The organism is Hymenobacter segetis (assembly GCF_038448715.1).
Taxonomy (GTDB): Bacteria; Bacteroidota; Bacteroidia; order Cytophagales; family Hymenobacteraceae; genus Hymenobacter; species Hymenobacter segetis.
Genome location: NZ_JBCEVZ010000031.1, coordinates 1 through 17,712, shown reverse-complemented (window position 1 = coordinate 17,712; position 17,712 = coordinate 1). Strand labels below are relative to the sequence as shown.

The 17,712-nt window shown below is 63.7% G+C and carries 12 protein-coding genes and 1 pseudogene; 5 read left to right on the top strand and 8 right to left on the bottom strand.

From position 1 onward, the window contains the following. Positions 1-84: 84 nt before the first annotated feature. Together AAFH49_RS13280 and AAFH49_RS13275 are read right to left on the bottom strand one after the other, a co-directional pair. Positions 85-1,443 carry a DUF389 domain-containing protein gene (locus AAFH49_RS13280; protein WP_342298828.1) on the bottom strand — a complete coding sequence of 453 codons (1,359 nt, stop codon included), beginning with the start codon at positions 1,441-1,443 and terminating at the stop codon, positions 85-87. Positions 1,444-1,496: 53 nt separating this feature from the next. After that, positions 1,497-1,907 (bottom strand): hypothetical protein, encoded by a 411-nt coding sequence (locus AAFH49_RS13275; RefSeq protein WP_342298825.1) that lies wholly within the window; start codon positions 1,905-1,907, stop codon positions 1,497-1,499. Between the two features lie 416 nt (positions 1,908-2,323). Here AAFH49_RS13275 and AAFH49_RS13270 point away from each other — a divergent pair, with 416 nt between their 5' ends. Then, a complete protein-coding gene (locus tag AAFH49_RS13270) occupies positions 2,324-5,851 on the top strand; it encodes a DUF7948 domain-containing protein (RefSeq protein ID WP_342298823.1) in 3,528 nt (1,175 codons plus the stop codon). 89 nt (positions 5,852-5,940) lie between these two features. On the opposite strand, the gene AAFH49_RS13265 is transcribed toward AAFH49_RS13270, so the two are convergent. Then, positions 5,941-6,768, bottom strand: coding sequence for a cyanophycinase (locus tag AAFH49_RS13265; protein WP_342298821.1), 828 nt, complete (start codon positions 6,766-6,768; stop codon positions 5,941-5,943). A 299-nt stretch (positions 6,769-7,067) separates the two neighbouring features. On the opposite strand from AAFH49_RS13265, the gene mgtE reads away from it, so the two are divergent. Then, complete coding sequence (gene mgtE / locus AAFH49_RS13260; RefSeq protein WP_342298818.1) at positions 7,068-8,444, top strand: magnesium transporter; 1,377 nt, start codon at positions 7,068-7,070, stop codon at positions 8,442-8,444. A gap of 29 nt (positions 8,445-8,473) precedes the next feature. Here mgtE and arfB read toward each other — a convergent pair whose 3' ends face one another. The 5 genes from arfB to AAFH49_RS13235 all read right to left on the bottom strand — a co-directional run bounded on the left by arfB (position 8,474) and on the right by AAFH49_RS13235 (position 12,973). Next, positions 8,474-8,878, bottom strand: a complete 405-nt coding sequence (arfB, locus tag AAFH49_RS13255) for an alternative ribosome rescue aminoacyl-tRNA hydrolase ArfB (protein ID WP_342298816.1) — start codon at positions 8,876-8,878, stop codon at positions 8,474-8,476. Positions 8,879-8,966: 88 nt separating this feature from the next. Further along, positions 8,967-9,914, bottom strand: coding sequence for a 3-oxoacyl-ACP synthase III family protein (locus AAFH49_RS13250; RefSeq protein WP_342298814.1), 948 nt, complete (start codon positions 9,912-9,914; stop codon positions 8,967-8,969). 181 nt (positions 9,915-10,095) lie between these two features. After that, a complete protein-coding gene (locus AAFH49_RS13245; protein WP_342298813.1) occupies positions 10,096-10,824 on the bottom strand; it encodes a head GIN domain-containing protein in 729 nt (242 codons plus the stop codon). A gap of 228 nt (positions 10,825-11,052) precedes the next feature. After that, entirely contained in the window at positions 11,053-12,483 is a 1,431-nt protein-coding gene (locus AAFH49_RS13240) for a carbohydrate porin (RefSeq protein ID WP_342298812.1), read from the bottom strand. Positions 12,484-12,550: 67 nt separating this feature from the next. Further along, complete coding sequence (locus AAFH49_RS13235) at positions 12,551-12,973, bottom strand: winged helix-turn-helix transcriptional regulator (protein ID WP_342298811.1); 423 nt, start codon at positions 12,971-12,973, stop codon at positions 12,551-12,553. 142 nt (positions 12,974-13,115) lie between these two features. Between AAFH49_RS13235 and AAFH49_RS13230 the strand changes: the two genes are divergently transcribed. From AAFH49_RS13230 to AAFH49_RS13220, 3 genes and pseudogenes are all read left to right on the top strand, one after another. Beyond that, on the top strand, positions 13,116-14,027 hold the full coding sequence (locus AAFH49_RS13230; RefSeq protein WP_342298810.1) for an NmrA family NAD(P)-binding protein: 912 nt from the start codon (positions 13,116-13,118) through the stop codon (positions 14,025-14,027). Between the two features lie 169 nt (positions 14,028-14,196). Next, positions 14,197-14,979 carry an alpha/beta fold hydrolase gene (locus AAFH49_RS13225; protein WP_342298809.1) on the top strand — a complete coding sequence of 261 codons (783 nt, stop codon included), beginning with the start codon at positions 14,197-14,199 and terminating at the stop codon, positions 14,977-14,979. Positions 14,980-15,534: 555 nt separating this feature from the next. Then, a pseudogene (locus AAFH49_RS13220) lies at positions 15,535-17,712 on the top strand (hypothetical protein); the annotation flags it as partial.

The following is a 17,712-nucleotide window of genomic DNA, read 5'->3' as shown; positions in this document are numbered from 1 at the left end:
GGGGGGGGAGGCGGATGAACTACAAAGGTCGGGCGGCGGCCGCCAGCCGCGTCCGTTCGGCGGAAATCAAGCTGCTCGAACCCGCTATTTCGGGCCTTCCAGCAGCAGGCGCACGGGCTGGCGCGTACCGGCGCGCACAGTCAGCCATTGGGTGAGGCGCTGCGCTTCGGCGGCGGGCAGCGGCTGGGTGGTGCGCAGCGAAACAACGACGGCAGTATCGGCCCGGAGCGAGTCGGCGGCGGGCTGCACGAGGCGGCTCAGGCCGAGCTGGCGCACGGTGGGGTGCTCCGCCTGCACTTCGCGTAGCAGCGTTGCGGGTGCGGGCAGGCCGGTTTGGTCCGCTTGCTGCGTCAACAGTTGTTGCAGCTGCGCTAGGCGGGCGTCGTAGCTGGCCAGGGTTTGCTCGTTGCGGCTGCGCACGTCCTCCAGCAGGCTGCTGCGCAGGGCGCGGGCATCGGCCGAATCGAGCTGGGCCAGGCCCTGGCGCACCGTCAGTTGGGCGCGGCGCAGGTGGTACGCATCCAACCGGGCGCGCACGGCGCGGAGCTGCGCGGGCGTGAGGATGCGGCCCGTCAAGAGCACGTTGATGGCACGCTTGTCGTATTCGATGCGGCGCGTGACCACGTAGGCACCCGGCAGGTTCAACTCCTCGTCCACGAACTGCTGGGCATTGTGCTCGAAGGTGGTGCGCCGCACGATGCCGGCCGCCAGCCACACGCTGGGCACGGCCGTGAGCACGGCCACCGACCAGAACAACACTTTAGCCCGCCGGGCCTGCCGGGGGTTTTCAAACTCGAAGTGCGGCAACGGTAGGATGCGCGCCACCAGGAACATGGCCAGGCTGATGAAGGCCGCATTGATGCAAAACAGGTAAAATGCGCCGGCCATGAAGGCCCAGTGGGCCGTGGCCAGTCCGTAGCCCACAGTGCACAGCGGCGGCATCAGGGCCGTGGCGATGGACACGCCCGGCACCACGTTGCTCACCTCGCGCCGGGTGAAGCCGATGGCCCCGGCCGCTCCGCCAAACAGGGCAATGGCCACGTCCCAGGTAGTAGGCGTGGTGCGGGCCAGCAGCTCCGAACCAGCATCGGTGAGCGGTGTGAGGCGGAAATATAGTGCCGACACCAGCACGCTGAGCCCAGCCGCAATGCCCAGGTTCTTTAGCCCCCGGCGCACCAAATCCACATTAGAAGTAGCCGCCCCAAAGCCCACACCCACAATTGGCCCCATGAGCGGTGAAATGAGCATGGCCCCGATGATAACCGCTGTGGAGTTCACGTTCAGCCCCACCGAAGCCACCAGAATGGCAAAGAATAACACCCACAGATTCGTGCCTTTAAAAGCAATGCCGGCCTCCACGTCGGCCACAATTTCGGCCGGCTCGGCCATGTCGTGGGCGAGGTCAAAACGGGTGCGGAACCAGCGAAAAAAGGGCAACTCCATACGAAACCTGGTGGGTGGAAACAAAAGAAGCGGGATTGGGGAATGGCCGTGGCCTACCCCGCTTCCAGCCATGACGTAGCCGACGCAATATCATTAAAGAGTGCTACCTCGGCGTAGTGGCGCAGGGCCTGCACCACGTCGTCGGTGTGCAGGCGGCGCTGCGGGTTGGGGCTGGGCAGGGCGGCGTAGCGCACGCGCGGTATCTCCTCGGTGGTGTGCGGAAACCAGTCGGTGAGCAGCCAGTCACGGTCAACCTCGTCAAAGGCGGCCGGCATGGCGCGGTGGTCGGCCAGAATGCGGCGCAGGTCGTAGCGCAGCAGCAGGTTGCGGGCGTGCACATACAGGGCGCGCAGCTCGGCGCTGTGCAAGGGCTCGCCCGTCCAGTGCAGGTACACGAAGGAGCCGGGAACGTACAGGACCGACCCGACAGCGTTGGAAAAGTAATGTTTCGTTTCTTCTAGCATTAAAATGGATATCCTTGGTAACCCTGAGGATAAGCAGGCATTCAGCGCAGCTTGGCAACGCCGCTTGAGAGGAGCTTTAACGGAAGCCCCGGCGCAAAGGACGGAATTCACCGGCACAGGTCCTGGCCGCAGCCTCACCAACCCGCGCAAATGGAGCGTGGGCAGTGCTGCCATCCGCGCCTGAGCGGCGGAGCAGATGGCCGGGTGCTCTCGCTGTTACATCCCGTACATTGTGCTGCATAACGCAAGGATACCGGTGGCCGCCAATGCTGACGGCCGTGCTGTTCATCATGGCATCACCCGCGCACGAATTTTGCACGATTGCCGTTCCGGCCAAAGCCCCCTCCTTCCCTTGGGCGGGCTCCGCTTTTTCCCCAATCTTTGCCTTTCCACCCCTTTCTGCCTCTGGCGTTTCTATGCCCATACCTTTTCGCTCGTTGAGCCGCTTTGTGCTGGCTCTGATATGTTGTTCGGCCTCCTTCTCTCGCCCCGCCCAGGCGGCGCGAGGCGCGGCCGTAGCACCTTCTAGTCCCAGCCTCGAATTCGTGCAGAACAAAGGCCAGTGGGATGGCCGCGTGCGCTACGAGGCCAACCTGCCAGCCGGCACCCTCTTCGTGCTGCCCGATGCCCTGACCTACGCTTTCCTGGACCCCGCCGCCCTGCACCACCACGACGGCACCACCCGCCCTGCCGGCACTGCCAAAGCCTCCGACATCGCGGCCCACGCCTACACCGTGCATTTTGAGAAAGCCAGCGCCCGCGCCCGCCTCACGGCCGAAACGCCCACGGCGGGCGAGCGCAACTACTTCATCGGCACCGACCAACGGCGCTGGGCCAGCCACGTGGGCGCGTTCCGGCAGCTGCGCTACACCAGCCTGTGGCCCGGCATCGACCTGACCTTGTACGAAAACGCCGGCCAGCACCTGGAATACGACGTGCTGCTGGCCCCCCGCGCCAACCCCGCCCGCGTGGCCCTGCGCTACGACGGTGCCAGCGCCCTGACCCTGGATGCGGCCGGCAACTTCGTCATCAAAACCACGGTGGGCACCACTACCGAGCTGGCCCCACGGGCCTGGCAACTCGATGCCGCCGGGCAGCGCCAGCCGGTGGCCTGCCGCTACGTGCTCACGGGCAGCACCCTCACCTTCGCTCTCGGCAGCTACGACCACGCCCGCGCCCTGACCATCGACCCCACGGTGCAGTTCTCCACCCTCACGGGCTCAACGGCTGATAACTGGGGTTTCACCGCGACTTATGACAACGCGGGCAATATGTACTCGGGCGGCATCGTGGCCAGCAATTTGGGCGGAACCTACCCGGCCACGCCGGGCGCGTTTCACACCACCTTCAGCAGCATCGAGGACATTGGCATCATCAAGTACAACACCAGCGTGAGCGGCGCAGCGGCGCGGGTGTGGGCCACCTACCTGGGCGGCGGCAGCAGCGAGTTTCCGCACAGCCTAGTGGTGAATGCGCAGAACGAGCTGGTGGTGCTGGGCAGCACGTCCTCCACCAACTACCCTACTACGACCGGCGTGGTGCAGCGCAACTTTGGAGGCGGCTCTTACCTCGACCCTTTCGGCGACGGCGACCCCTACAACATGCCCAACGGCTCCGACCTGTTCGTGACGCGCTTCAGCGCCGATGGCAGCCGGCTGCTGGCCAGCACGTACCTGGGCGGCTCGGGCAACGACGGCGTGACCCAGTCCGCGCTGGCGGCCAACTACGGCGACACCTTCCGGGGCGATGTGCTGCTCGACGGGGCCGGCAACGTGTACATCGCCAGCAATACCTTTTCGCGCAACTTCCCGCTGATGAACAACGGGTTTAACAACGTGCTGGCGGCCGGTGGGCAGTCCGATGCGCTCGTCTGCAAACTCACGCCGGGCCTGAACGTGATGCTCTGGGCCGGCTACCTGGGCGGCCTCGGGGCCGATGCCGCCTACTCCATCCAGCTCGACGCGCAGGGCCGCACCTACGTATGCGGTGGCACGGTCTCGACCGATTTTCCGACCACCGCCGGAGCATACCGCCGCACCGCGCCCGGCTTCATCGATGGCTTCGTGGCCCGCATCAGCGCCGATGGCCGCACCCTGGAGCGCAGCAGCTACGTGGGCACCAGTGCCTATGACCAGGCCTACCTGCTGCAACTCGATGCGGCGGGCAATGCCTACTTATTGGGCCAGACGCTGGGCCAGTACCCCGCCACGCTGGGCCTCTACGCCACGCCCAATGGCACGCAATTCATTCAGAAACTGAATCCTGACCTCACCGCCAGCCTCTACAGCACGGCGTTTGGCAGCGGCAGCAATGCCAACGGCCCCAACCTGGTGCCCACGGCTTTCCTGGTCGATGACTGTGAGCGGGTGTACGTGTGCGGCTGGGGCGGGCAAGTGAACAGCCCCAGCCGAACCGGCATCAGCTACCTAGGCGGCAGCACCACCGGCCTGCCCACCACCAGCGGGGCGGTCCAGACCACTACCGACGGCTCCGATTTCTACCTGGCCGAGTTCTCGGCCGGCATGACCCGGCTGGAGTACGCCACCTTTTATGGCCAGAATGGGACCCGGGAGCACGTCGACGGCGGCACGTCGCGCTTCGACAAGCGCGGCGTGGTGTACCAAGCGGTGTGCGCCAGCTGTAGCAGTAACCAGGGCTTCCCGCTACCGCCGGGCGCGGGCACCTACACCGTGCGCAACGGCAGCTCGAACTGCAACAACGGGGCCTTCAAAATGAACTTTGAAGTGCTGCAGGCCGACCCCGGCCCGCGCCGCTATGTGTGCCTCGACAACGGCCCCGTGGCGCTGGCCGGCAGTCCGGCGGGCGGTGTGTGGGCCGGGCCGGGCGTGCAGGCAAACGCGGGCGGCGGCTACCGCTTCGTGCCCACGGCCGTGGGGCCGGGGCAATACGTCATCAGCTACACGGTGGCTACCACCGGCATTTGCCTGAGCACCCGCAGCGTGCGCTATCTGGTGGCCCCGCCGGTGGTGCCCACGTTTGCGCCGGTGCCTCCGCAGTGCGTGGCCGGGGCGGCGGTGGCGCTGGCGGCCACGCCGGTCGGCGGCACCTTCAGCGGGCCGGGCGTGGGCAATGGTCGCTTCGACCCGGCGGCGGCCGGCGTGGGCACCCACACGCTCACCTACAGCGTTGCCGACTCAATGGGCTGCGGCACACTCAGCCAGCAGGTGGTAGTGGCCCGCCTGCCGGCCATCACGCCCGGCCGTGATACCACCCTGTGCGCCGACCTGCGCCAGCCCTTCCAGCTACTGGGCTACGCACCGGCCGGGGGCGTGTGGAGCGGCACCGGCGTCACGGCCGGCGGCTTCTTCACCCCGCCGAATACCGGCAACCGGGGCGGTGTTTTCCCGCTCACCTACACCGTGACGCAGGGGCCCTGCCAGGCCACGGCCACCCGCACGGTGGTGCTGGCGCCCGTGTCGGCGCAGGATGTGGGGCTTAACCTGCCGGTGTGCGCCGCCGCGCCGCGCTACACCGGCCTCGCGCCGTTCGACTGCCCGTTCTCGCCGGTGCTGCTGGCCCCGCACGCCACGTATAGCTGGGATTTTGGCGATGGCAGCGAACCCAGCATCTTGGCTGAGCCGAAGCACCGCTACGCCCAGCCGGGCACCTATCACGTCACGCTCACGGCGCGCTACGGCAACTGCGAGGTGCTCACCGGCTTCTCGCCCGTGGAGGTGGGCGAGGTGTTCATGCCCAACATCATCACCCCCAACGGCGACGCCGCCAACCAGACCTTTCAGCCCCGCTTCAGCTGTCGGCCGGCTTCGCTGGAAGTATACACCCGCTGGGGCCAGCGCGTGTATCAAACCGACGACTACCACAACAACTGGGACGCCACCGGCCTGCCCGACGGCATCTACTATTACCAGCTGCGCGACGCCGACAACCGCCGCGCCAAAGGCTGGGTAGAAGTACGCCGGTAGAATGCTGTCATTCCGAGCGGAGCGAGGAATCTGGGTAAAGCCGTCCAAACAGCTTATCTCAGATTCCTCGCTCCGCTCGGAATGACCAATTATTCCCCGGCGTGCCGGGCGGCCCGGCCCGGAATATCCACCACCTGCCCCGCCACCAGCACGTGCAGCTGCAAGCCGTGCCCGCTGATAACCGCACCCTCGGCCAGGCCGGGGAGGTTGTTGTGGGTAACCTGGGCCGCGTCGATAACCACCACGGCTTCTTCGCCAAACACCTGCGCGGGCTGACCGGGGCGGATAATCAACCCCGTTTCCTCGCTCAAACCTATGCCTAATAATTCAGGCTGGGCCAGCACGGCGTGCATGAGGCGCGGGTAGCGCCCGCGTTCGGCAAAGTGCTGGTCGAGGAGCACGCCGGGTAGCAGGTTCAGGCCGGGCTGCACTTCGATGCGGCCGCCCAGCAGGCTGCGCCAGCCGTGGCCGTCCACCAACATAAACTCGGCCACGGCGGAGGCCCCGGCGCTGGTGCCGGCGATGATGAAGCCGGCTTCGGTCTGGTATTTCTGCTTGAGAATGGCCAGGAATTCGGTGCCGAGCAGGAAATCAGTGAGGCGCTCCTGGTCGCCGCCGCTCATGAAAACGAGCGCGGCCCGGCGCAGGCGCGTGAGCGTGGCGGGGTCGTCGGCGGGGTGGTCCTCGTTCACTTGCAGGTGCCGCACGTGGGGGCATCCCAGCTGGTGCCAGGCGTGGGCGTAGGCGGCGGCAGTGCGAGCGGGCTGGCGGCGGGTGGCCGTGGTCAGCACTTCGATGGGCAGGTTGCGGTCGGGCAGCAGGCCGGCTAGTAGGGTGAGCAGGGGGTCGTCGTCACCCCCGCCGAGCACCACGAGGGTGCCCAGCGGCGCGGCAATGGGAGAGTCATCTTCAGGCATGAGCACGGGGATTGGGCGGCAAGATGGGGCGGCGGCGGGGATTTGGGGGCGGGAGGGGGAAATTGGTCTGTCATCCTGAGCGCAGCGAAGGACCTTACCACGCCAGCGCCGTATGAGGCCACTGCAAACGGTAGCAGACATGGTAAGGTCCTTCGCTGCGCTCAGGATGACAGACGTTGCTCAAACAACAAACCGCCCCGCCCTACCCATTTACCGCCCGCTTCGCCCTACTTTTGTGGCGCTTATTCCCTTCATCAACCCCGCTTGCCTAGCGAAGCACCTCCCCCTCCTTCTTTTTCATGCAGCCGCAGACCGTGGAAACCATCACGTCCCTGATTCAGGAGGGCGAATTTTTTAAGCTCAAGCAGCTGCTCCGCGATTTTCAACCCTCGGAGCTGGTATCGCTCATTGAGGCCGAAGAGGACCGGGAACAGCTCATCATTTTCCGACTGCTGCCGCTGAAGCTGGCCACCGAGGTGTTCGAATACCTCGATTTGGAGGAGCAGCGGCACTTTCTCGACAACCTGGCCCAGGACAAGATGGCCGACATCCTCAACGAGATGTCGCCGGATGACCGCACGGCCCTGCTGGAATTTCTGCCCGCCAACTTCGTGGCCGAGCTCGTGCAAAGCCTCTCCGAGGAAGAGCGCAAGGTGACCCTGCAACTCCTGGGCTACCCCGAATACTCGGTGGGCCGCCTGATGACGCCCGACTACATCGCCATCCGCGAGAACTGGACGGTGCAGCAGGTGCTCGACTACATCCGCCAGCACGGCGGGCAGTCCGAAACGCTGAGCATGCTCTACGTGACCGACGCGCAGGGCGTGCTGATTGATGACATCCGCATCCGCGAGTTTCTGCTGGCCGCGCCCACGGCTCGGGTGCGCGATTTGATGGACCGCCGCTTCGTGCAACTCACCGTGACGCAGGACCAGGAAGAGGCCATCGATGTGTTCCGGCGCAACGACCGCAACGCCCTGCCCGTGGTTTCGGACCAGGGCATCCTGCTCGGCATCGTGACGATTGATGATATCCTGAGCATCCGCGAGCAGGAAGACACCGAGGACATGCAGAAGCTCGGCGGCTCCGAAGCCCTTGATGAGCCATACCTCACCATGCCGCTCATGAGCCTGGTGCAGAAGCGGGCTGGCTGGCTGGTGGTGCTGTTTCTGGGCGAATTGCTCACGGCCTCGGCCATGCAATTCTTCGAAGGCGAGCTACAGAAAGCCATTGTGCTGGTGCAGTTCGTGCCGCTCATCATCAGCTCGGGCGGCAACTCGGGCTCGCAGGCTACGTCGCTCATCATCCGGGCCATGGCCCTGGGCGAGTTCACGCTGGGCGAGTGGTGGCGGGTGCTGCGCCGCGAGCTTATCACCGGCTCGGCCTTGGGCCTGATTCTGGGTTTGGTGGGCTTCAGCCGCATTGCCATTTGGCAGAGCATCACGCCCATTTATGGCGAGCACTGGCTGCTGGTGGCCGTCACGGTAGGCATTGCGCTGGTGGGCATCGTGCTGTGGGGCTCGCTGGCGGGCTCCATGCTGCCGCTGCTGCTCAAGAAGCTGGGCCTGGACCCGGCCACGTCCTCCGCACCCTTTGTGGCCACGCTAGTCGATGTCACGGGCCTGATTATCTACTTCTCGGTGGCCCTGCTGATACTGCGCGGCACGCTACTATAGGTTCTTCACTTTTAAGTCAGGTCAGAAAGCTACTCCAGCCGCCGCCGGTTAGCCTTCTTCTCGCCCTGAATCTTCTTGCCTTCCAGGCGCTTGCGCACGGCCCCTTTACTGGGCTTGGTGGCCTTGCGGGGCTTTGGGCGGCGCAGGCTTTTGAGGAGTAATTCGTGGAAGCGGGCCAGCACGATTTCCTTGTTGCGGAGTTGGCTGCGGTCGTCCTGCGCGGTGAGGAGCAGCAGGCCGTCGGCGGTGAGCTGGTTCGCCAGCTTCTCCAGTATCAGCTGCTTCTGGCTGTCGGTGAGGATTTCGGAGTTCAGCAGGTGCCAGCGCAGCTCCACGCGCGACTCTACCTTGTTCACATTCTGCCCGCCCGGCCCGCTGGCCCGGCTGGTCTGGAAGGTGATTTCGGGGAGGAAAGCGGCGGCGGGAGGAAGCATTGGGCAAATGTAGGGGCGGGGCTTGCCCCCGCCCGAATCGTAAGGCTCGTCCGCTGAACATCCGGGCGGGGGCAAGCCCCGCCCCTACCTACTTATTAAGCAGCATCGCCCCGTAGGAATACCCGCCGCCAAACACCGTAATAATCACCTTATCGCCGCCCTTCAGCGTGTCCCATACCTCGGCCAGGCCGATGGCAGCACCTGCGCAGCCGGTATTACCGAGGCGCTCGATGTTGTTCACGGTGCGTTCCAGCTCGATACCGAGCTGCTTGGCCACGTTTTTCGAGATGCGCAGATTGGCCTGGTGCGGGATGAGGTAGGTGAGGTCGGGCGTGGCGATGTGGTGCTTGTCGAGCAGCGTTTGGGTCACGCGGGCCATGTAGGTGCACGCCTGCTGAAAGACGTCGCGGCCGAAGGGCATCACGATGCCTTTTTCTACCGGCTTGAGGGTCACGGCCTCATCGGCCTTGCCCACCGGGGCCGCGCCGCCGGTGATGACTTCGGCAATGTGCAAATCCCCGGGGCTGATGCGCTCTTTGCTGATAAGCAGGGCCGCCGCGCCGTCGCCCCAGAGGTGGCCGGCCATGGTATCTTCCTCGTTGTTGTAGGCGGTGTTGTGCTCGGTCACGACCACCACGGCGCGGCTGGCCTTGCCCATGGCGAAGTAGCCCTCCACAATTTCCACGGCGTTCAGCAGCGAGGAGCAGGCCGAAGAAATGCTGACGGTCGGGATTTCGTTGATGTCCAAATCGCGCTGCACGGCGTGCGCGGCGGTGAAAATGGTATCGTGCGGCGTGTAGGTGCCGGCCACGATAAGGTCGACACTAGCCTGGGCAAAAGCGGGGGCAGCGGCCAGCGCAGCGCGGGTAGCGGCAATGGCCATGGTGTTGGCATTCTCGCCGGGGCCCGCTTTGCGGCGCTCCTGAATGCCGGTGCGCTCAATTATCCACTCGCTGGCCAAGCCATTAAGACGAGTGAAATGAGCATTGGTGACGACGGCCTCCGGGAGGTAGGCCGCCACATGATGAAGATACACGGGGTGGTATTGGGTGAAACGCAAAGCCGGCAAGCGGCCCCACAAAGGTACGGCCCGCATTCCCCGGCGGTCGGCCCGCTATGGCCATATGCCCGAATTTTATACCAGCAGGCCACTATCGGCCACCAAAAAGCCCCAGCCGCTGCTTGCGGCCGGGGCTTTTCCACAGTCTTTTAGGCGGTTATTCCTTCGTAATCCGGCCGCTGCCGTGCACGGCGCTGCTAAGCTGCGCGCCGCCGGCCACATACATATTGCCCGAACCCGAAATCGACGCATCGGCCGTGCGGCTGGCGTACACATGCGCGTCACCCGAGCCGCTGATGCGGGCGCGGCTGGTTTCGGTTTTCAGGTCGTGGGCCTTCACTTTTCCCGAGCCGCTGATGCGAATTTCGTTGCTGGGGCAGGTGCCGCCCACCGTCACATCGCCCGAGCCGGATACGGCCGTTTCCAAGTGCCCGGCCTTGAGCTGCGGCACCAGCAAATCGCCGGAGCCGCTCACGGCCAGCGTCATGGCATCAGCTTGCAGCGCGCCGTTCACTTCCATCTTGCCCGAGCCGCCCACGCGCAGCGCCGTCAGGCTGGGCGCGGTCACGTACACCGTCACGGGGCCGTGGCTTTTGTTGCTGAACATTCGGCCCGAGCTCTGGCGGAAGCCCAGACGAAGCTGGCTGCTCTTCACCTCAGTCTCAAAGTCCGCCAGGTCCTCTTTGCTGGCTTCCACCACCACACTTTGGGGGCTGCCCTGCTTCACCACCACGCGGGCCGAGCCGCCAAGGCTGATTTCGGTGAACGAGCCCACCGAGCGGGTTTCGCGGTCACTTAGGGGGCTGCTATTGGTGAAGGACGAGAGCGCGCCCACGGCCAGCACCAGCAGGCTGGCACACATCGAGGTAATCCGAAAATTCTTCATGCGAAAAAAGGGTAAAGGGTGAGTGAGTAAACCCGGTTACCGTCATGATGCCGTCGGCGTTACAGCGGTTGCCCGAAGTTATTTCTTTCTGCCTTTTTTCTACCGCAATTTTCAATATTGACGATGTAGGGGCGGGGCTTGCCCCCGCCCGCCGTTGAACGGAATCGCTGCAACGATGCGAACGGCGGGCGGGGCAGGCCCCGCCCCTACCCTAGACGGACCGCATAGTTAGAACTCCACATGCAGGCGCACGGCCACCACATGCACCGGCCCGCTGCGGTCTTTATTATAAGCCGGGTTGATAACCAACTGATAATCGGGACTGATGGAGGCGTGATAAGCGTGCAGCGCGAAGCTGTAGTACACTTCGCCAATCTGCTCCAGGCCGTAGTTCAGCGCCCCGCTGTTAGCCACGTAGCCCGTGCCGGGGCCGTCGCCCACGATGAAGCCGTAGCCGCCGGCCGCCAGGTAGGCGCGGTGCTCGGGGCTGAGGCCGTTCACCACAATGGCCGCGCCGAGGCGGTCGTCGGGCCGGGCCCAGCGGTCGCCGGTGCTGGCAATGCCGATGCTGGCGCTGTGGTCGATTTCGGTGAAAGCCCAGGTTTCGTTCTTGCCGTCGTTGTAGCTCACGCGGGCAAACAGGCCCACATTTTTGGCGATTTCCTGCTCGGCGTTCAGGCCGAAGCCGAGCTTAGTGTGGCCATCGTGGCGCACCAGCGTCACATCGGGCTGCTCGCCGGTGAGCTGGGCCAGCCGGATGGCCGTGTTATAGGTCGCCATGGCCGCCACGTTGCGGAAGCCCAGCGCCCGAATAGTGCCCTGCCGCCCCTTGAGGTGGTACACTTTGGTCAGCTCCACGGTTTCGGCGTGGGCCGTGCCGTAGTGAAAATCCAGGATGGGGCCGTTGGCCAGCGTGGGCATGAGCGTGGAGGCAAACCGGGCCGTGAAACCGGGCGTGACGTACTCAAAAACCCCACCCACGGTGTAGCCGCGCGTGTTGGCGGCGTAGTCCCAGGCCCCGGCGCTCATCAGGCTCCAGTTCAGAAACTGGGTGCGCGGGTCGTGCGAGTAGCTGTTCTGGTCGAAGAAATCGGCGGTGCTGAACTTGCCCAGGTTGACGGCGAAGTAGCGCTGGGGCGTGGGGCCAGCCACTTGGTTGAGGTCGTCGAGGTCCATATCAGTCGCCGTGCCCAGCGCAAACACCTGCCGCAAATACAGCCGCGCCAGGTACAGGTTAGGCGACGGGTCGCCGATGCGGAACGTCTCGCCGTTGGTGAAGCCGGCCACGCCGCGCGCGCCGCTCAGGCCGCTGCCGCCGGCCACTTCGGGGTTGAAATACACGGCCGCATTCTTCCACAGCCGCCGCCCGATAAACACCGTGCTCGTAAAGGAAAGCTTCGCCGATTCGCGGTCGGCCAGGCTAAAGTCGCCCGAATAGGGCGTGGTCAAATTATTGTGCCACTGGTCGATGAGCGTCTGCTGGAAGTGCAGGCTCCAGTTGCGGGCCTTTTCGATGGGCTGGTGCATGGGCTCCTGGGCCGAAGCGGCTTTGGGAGGCGTGGCAGGCGTGGCAGAGCCGGGCGGCGTGACCTGGGCCAGGGCGGGCAGGGCCAGCAGCAGCGCCCCGGCAAGGAGTAAATATGTGTGTTTCAGAACCAAAAAAATTAAGCAGGTCTAATAAAATGAGGCGAAAGTTCCCGCTCCGCAGATGTTGAACGAGTGAAGTTTACCCAACGCCTACCGTCGTGGTCAGGGCCAACGTTTCGGGTAGCCCGCAGCCGACCGTGCGGCCCAGGTACTGCTTGCCCCAGCCCACCAGCTCGCCAAACAGCGGCTGCACGCGCTGCCCCTGCTCCGTCAGGCTGTAGTCGACGCGCGGTGGCACGGTCTGGTGCACGGTGCGGGCCACGATGCCGTCGGTTTCCAGCTCGCGCAGCTCCTGAATCAGCATCTTCTCCGTGATTTCGGGCATCAGCCGGCGCAGCTCGCCGTAGCGCCGGGGTTCATCCAGCAAGTATGAGAGAATGAGCAGCTTCCACTTGCCGCCCAGCACGTTGAGGGTGGTGCGCACGGGGCACGTCAGGTTACGCTCGGTATCGGCCGCAGACCAGTATGCTTCGGCCGTTTGTTGCTTGGTGAGTTTCGACATAAAATTATTCAGCTGATTAACAGCGATTTTTACCTTTAGGTAAGTACCCTACTTTTTAGTAGGTACTTGCGAAAAGCAAAGGTAAGCCGCCACCTTTGTATCGCCGCCGCGCAACAATGCCCCGGCCCAACCTTTTGCTCTTATGTCCAAGAAAATCACCGTCCTCGGCGCTACCGGCCACATCGGTACCGCCCTCGTGCACAGCCTCCTGAAACAGGGCCACCAGGTTACGGCCGTGGCCCGCCCCAGCGCCCGCCTCGATGCCCTGGCCCAAGCCGGCGCCACCATCAAAGCCGGCGATGCCCACGACGCGCCCTTCCTCACCGAAACCCTGCGCGGAGCCGACGCCGCCTTCCTGATGATTCCGCCCAACGTGACCTCGCCCAACGTGCTGGCCTTCATGGACCAAATCGGCGAAGCCACTGCCCAGGCCGTGCGCGAATCCGGTCTGAAAAACGCCGTGCACCTGAGCAGCATCGGGGCCGATGAGGCCGCCGGCACCGGCCCTGTGGTGGGCCTGCACCGCCAGGAAGCCCGCCTCAACGCCATAGAGGGCCTGAACGTGGTGCACCTGCGCCCGGCTTATTTCATGGAAAACCTGCTGGCCAACGTGGGCATGATTCAGCACATGGGCATCGCCGGCTCGGCCACGAAAGCGGATGTGGCGTTCCCAATGGTGGCGACCAAAGATATCGCCGCCAAAGCCGCTGAGCTGCTGGCCGCCGATAAGCTGGAAAACCATGCCGTGCAGTACATCCTGGGGCCGCGCAACTACACCCTGGCCGAGGCTACGGCCGCTATCGGCCAAGCCATTGGCCGGCCGGAGCTTCCCTACGTGGCCTTCTCCTATGAGGATGCTAAAAAGGGCATGGTTGGCGCGGGTTTGAGCGAAAATCAGGCTGACCTCTACGACGAGATGACGCGCAACATCAACGAAGGCAAGTCGATGGCAGACGGCCCGCGCGATGCGGCCAGCACCACGCCCACCACGGTAGAAGAATTTGCCCAGACGGTGTTTGCGCCGGCTTTCAAGGCGGCCACGACAGGCGCGTAGGCAGAGGGTTGAGTAGATAAAGGCCGTCATGCTGAGCGCAGTCGAAGCATCTCTATCGTGCAAGTAATTATTTGCTCTCGCGGTAGAGATGCTTCGACTGCGCTCAGCATGACGGCTTTTCGTTTGTTCATAACAGGCTTTCGCAGCCCCCGCACCCTACTTTTGCCCCATGCCGCTACTTCATTACCTCGACCAGGGCCAGGGCCGCCCGCTGGTTATCCTCCACGGCCTGTTTGGCACCCTTGATAACTGGCAGAGCTTGGCCCGCCGCTGGGCCACCGAAGCCGGCCTGCGCGTCGTCAGCGTGGATTTGCGTAACCACGGCCGCTCTTTTCACAGCGCGGAGCACACCTACGCCCTCATGGCGCAGGACGTGCTGGAGCTGTTCGACCACCTGCAGCTCGGCCCCGATACCACGCTCATGGGCCACAGCATGGGCGGCAAAGTGGCCATGCGCCTCGCCCTCGACCACCCCGAGCGGCTGGCCCGGCTCATTGTGGTCGACATTGCCCCGCGCTTTTCGGATATGGAGCACCAGGACGATATCCTGGCCGGCCTGCACGCCGTGGACCTCAGCACCATCACCAACCGGCAGGAGGCCGATGCGGCGCTGGCGCAACACGTCGGCAACCTCGGCACCCGGCAGTTTTTGCTAAAAAACCTCTACCGCAAGGAGGACAACTCCTTCGCCTGGCGCATCAACCTCGACGTGCTGGCCGCGCAGCTGCCCGCCGTGGGCGAGGAAACCACCGGCCCAGCGCCGTTTCTGAAACCGACCCTGTTCATTCGCGGCGGCAAGTCAGACTACATCACCGCCGAGGATAAGCTGCACGGTATTCCGGCATTATTCCCGCATTCGCAGGTGGCTACCGTGGTCGATGCAGGCCACTGGGTGCACGCCGAGAAGCCGGAAGAGGTGTTTGGGCTGGTAAAGGCGTTTGTGCAGCAATAGGCATGCCGTAACAAGTGCACTAGCTGCTTGCCGGCGTTAGCTTTCCCGCCTAAGATACCAATATCGCAAATACCTTGTGTACAGGTATTTAACATTTATATTACGTAAGAAGGCATCGTTTTTTTCACTGCTTTGCTTTAAGGGCTGGCGGAAATACCCTTATGCAGACTTGCATGATAATACTGTTTCTTCGATTAAAAAAATATTGCTTTGATTAAAATATTTATTTAAAAAGTTTTAAAATATTTTAATTTCATTATTCACATAATTTGTTTAACTAAAGACTGTGACTATTGCTTTGGTATTGCCTGATTTTCTCCATTGGCATTAGCAATCTGTGCTTCAACACTTGTGATTCTGAAATCGCGAAAAAAATATGATTTAATAAATATATTATAAAATTAATGCTTGTTTAAATAAATACAAAGGTTGGAAAGTGTGAAATGAAAGAAATAATATTGTGCTCTTCCTCTGGCATAATTTATACTTTTTCTTTCTTCAACAAAATTTCCACACCGCATGAAAACTCAATTACCTCTGAGGGTTTTATTGAGCATGACATCAGCTGGGGCCCTTGTGGCCGTACCAATGCTGAGCCATGCGCAAACCGGCATTGGCACGCGCACCCCGGACCCGTCGGCCGCGCTCGATATTTCGAGCAGCAACAAGGGCCTGCTCATCCCGCGAGTGGCACTGCAATCGGCCACGGACAACACAACGGTTGAAAAGCCGGCCACCGGGCTCATGATTTTCAACACCAGCGACGCGCTTCCGGGCGGGCCGGGCCTCTACTACAACGCCGGGGGAAACACCGGCGGCAAGGGTGCCAGCCCCACCAATTGGGTGCGCGTAGCAACCAGCGGTGCGCCCGTAGGCATTGACACCTGGCATTCGGTGGCTAAAGTTGCGCCCATTACAGTGCTGGGCACCGCAAACTCCGGCAATGGTTCGGCGGCGGCCTCTGGGTCTTTCATCAACAACGGCACTGCGGTACAGAACCAAGCCAGCTTTAATATTGACGGCTCTGGTACGCTAGGCGGCAATCTGACGGTGGGGGGCAATGCCACCTTTCCCGCGCTGGCAGGGGCAGTAGGTACCACCCGGCAGGTGACGGTTGATGCGACCGGCAAACTGCTGACGCGCCCGCTCGATGTATTGACCCTGAGTGGCCAGCAGCTCAGCCTGGGTGCGGGAACCACCGCCGTTACGCTGCCGGCCAGCACCGTAACCATTGGGAACACCACAACCGGGGCCGCCGGCACCAATGCCGCAGTCACCAACAGCGGCACCAGCACCGCCGCCGTCCTGAACTTCACTGTGCCCAGAGGTGCCGTTGGCTCGACCGGCCCTCAGGGGGCCACGGGGGCTACCGGGGCCACGGGCGCAACAGGGCCAGCGGGCGCGACGGGCCCAATTGGTGCTACCGGACCCGCTGGTCCTCAAGGCATCACGGGGGCCAAAGGCGACATCGGTGCTACGGGGGCTACCGGCCCGCAAGGTCTTCAGGGACTGACTGGCCCCGCGGGTGCGCAAGGGCCTATTGGCACGACTGGAGCGCAAGGCGCTACTGGCCTCACCGGGCCTCAGGGGGCGCAGGGCCTCACCGGCCTAACCGGGGCGCAAGGGCCGAAAGGCGATATCGGAGCCACCGGAGCTACCGGGGCCACGGGCCTAACCGGTGCCACGGGCGCTACCGGCGCTACCGGGGCCACGGGAACCAAAGGCGATACGGGCGCGACGGGGGCGACGGGCCCGATTGGCTTGACTGGGGCCACCGGTGCGAAAGGTGATACGGGGTCTCAAGGCCCCGCAGGGCCAGCCGGTGCCCAGGGTGCCACCGGCCCCGCCGGGCCACAAGGTGTAGCTGGTAATACTGGCTCACAAGGGCCAACCGGCCTGACGGGTGCTCAGGGTTCGCAGGGCGCAGCAGGGTTGCAAGGGGCCCAAGGCTCAATGGGCTTAACGGGCGCACAAGGGCCAATTGGCTTGACTGGCGCCACGGGCGCAACCGGAGCCACGGGCGCAACCGGCGCAACCGGCCCAATTGGACCTACCGGTGCTACCGGTGTGCAGGGTGATGTTGGCGCTGCTGGTCCGCAAGGCCCCATCGGCCTGACTGGTGCCACCGGCCAAAAAGGAGATACGGGAGCCCAGGGCCCGGCGGGCGCGGCTGGCGCACAAGGAGCCACTGGCCCAGCGGGCCCACAAGGTTTGCAAGGCATAGCCGGTACTACGGGCTCGCAGGGTCCGATTGGCCTGACTGGCTTGCAGGGTGTACAAGGTCCGACAGGCTTAACGGGTGCTCAAGGGCCGAAAGGTGATACGGGCCTGCAAGGGCTTACTGGTCTGACGGGGGCCACGGGGGCTACCGGCGCTACTGGGGCTACCGGCGCAACGGGTGCCAAAGGCGACATTGGTGCTACGGGGGCTACCGGCCCGCAAGGTGCAGATGGCCCGCAAGGTGCTACCGGCCTCAGTGGACCAGCAGGTGTAGCCGCAACAATTGCTGCAGGCAGCGTAACGACTCTTGCACCTGGTTCCTCAGCAAGTGTAACGAATACTGGCACTAACACAAATGCTGTTTTTGCATTTGCTATTCCTGCTGGCCTGAAAGGCGATACCGGCGCAGCTGGCAAAGACGGCACCAACGGCACCAACGGCACCAACGGCGTTGACGGCGCCAAAGGCGATACCGGCGCAGCTGGCAAAGACGGCACCAACGGCACCAACGGC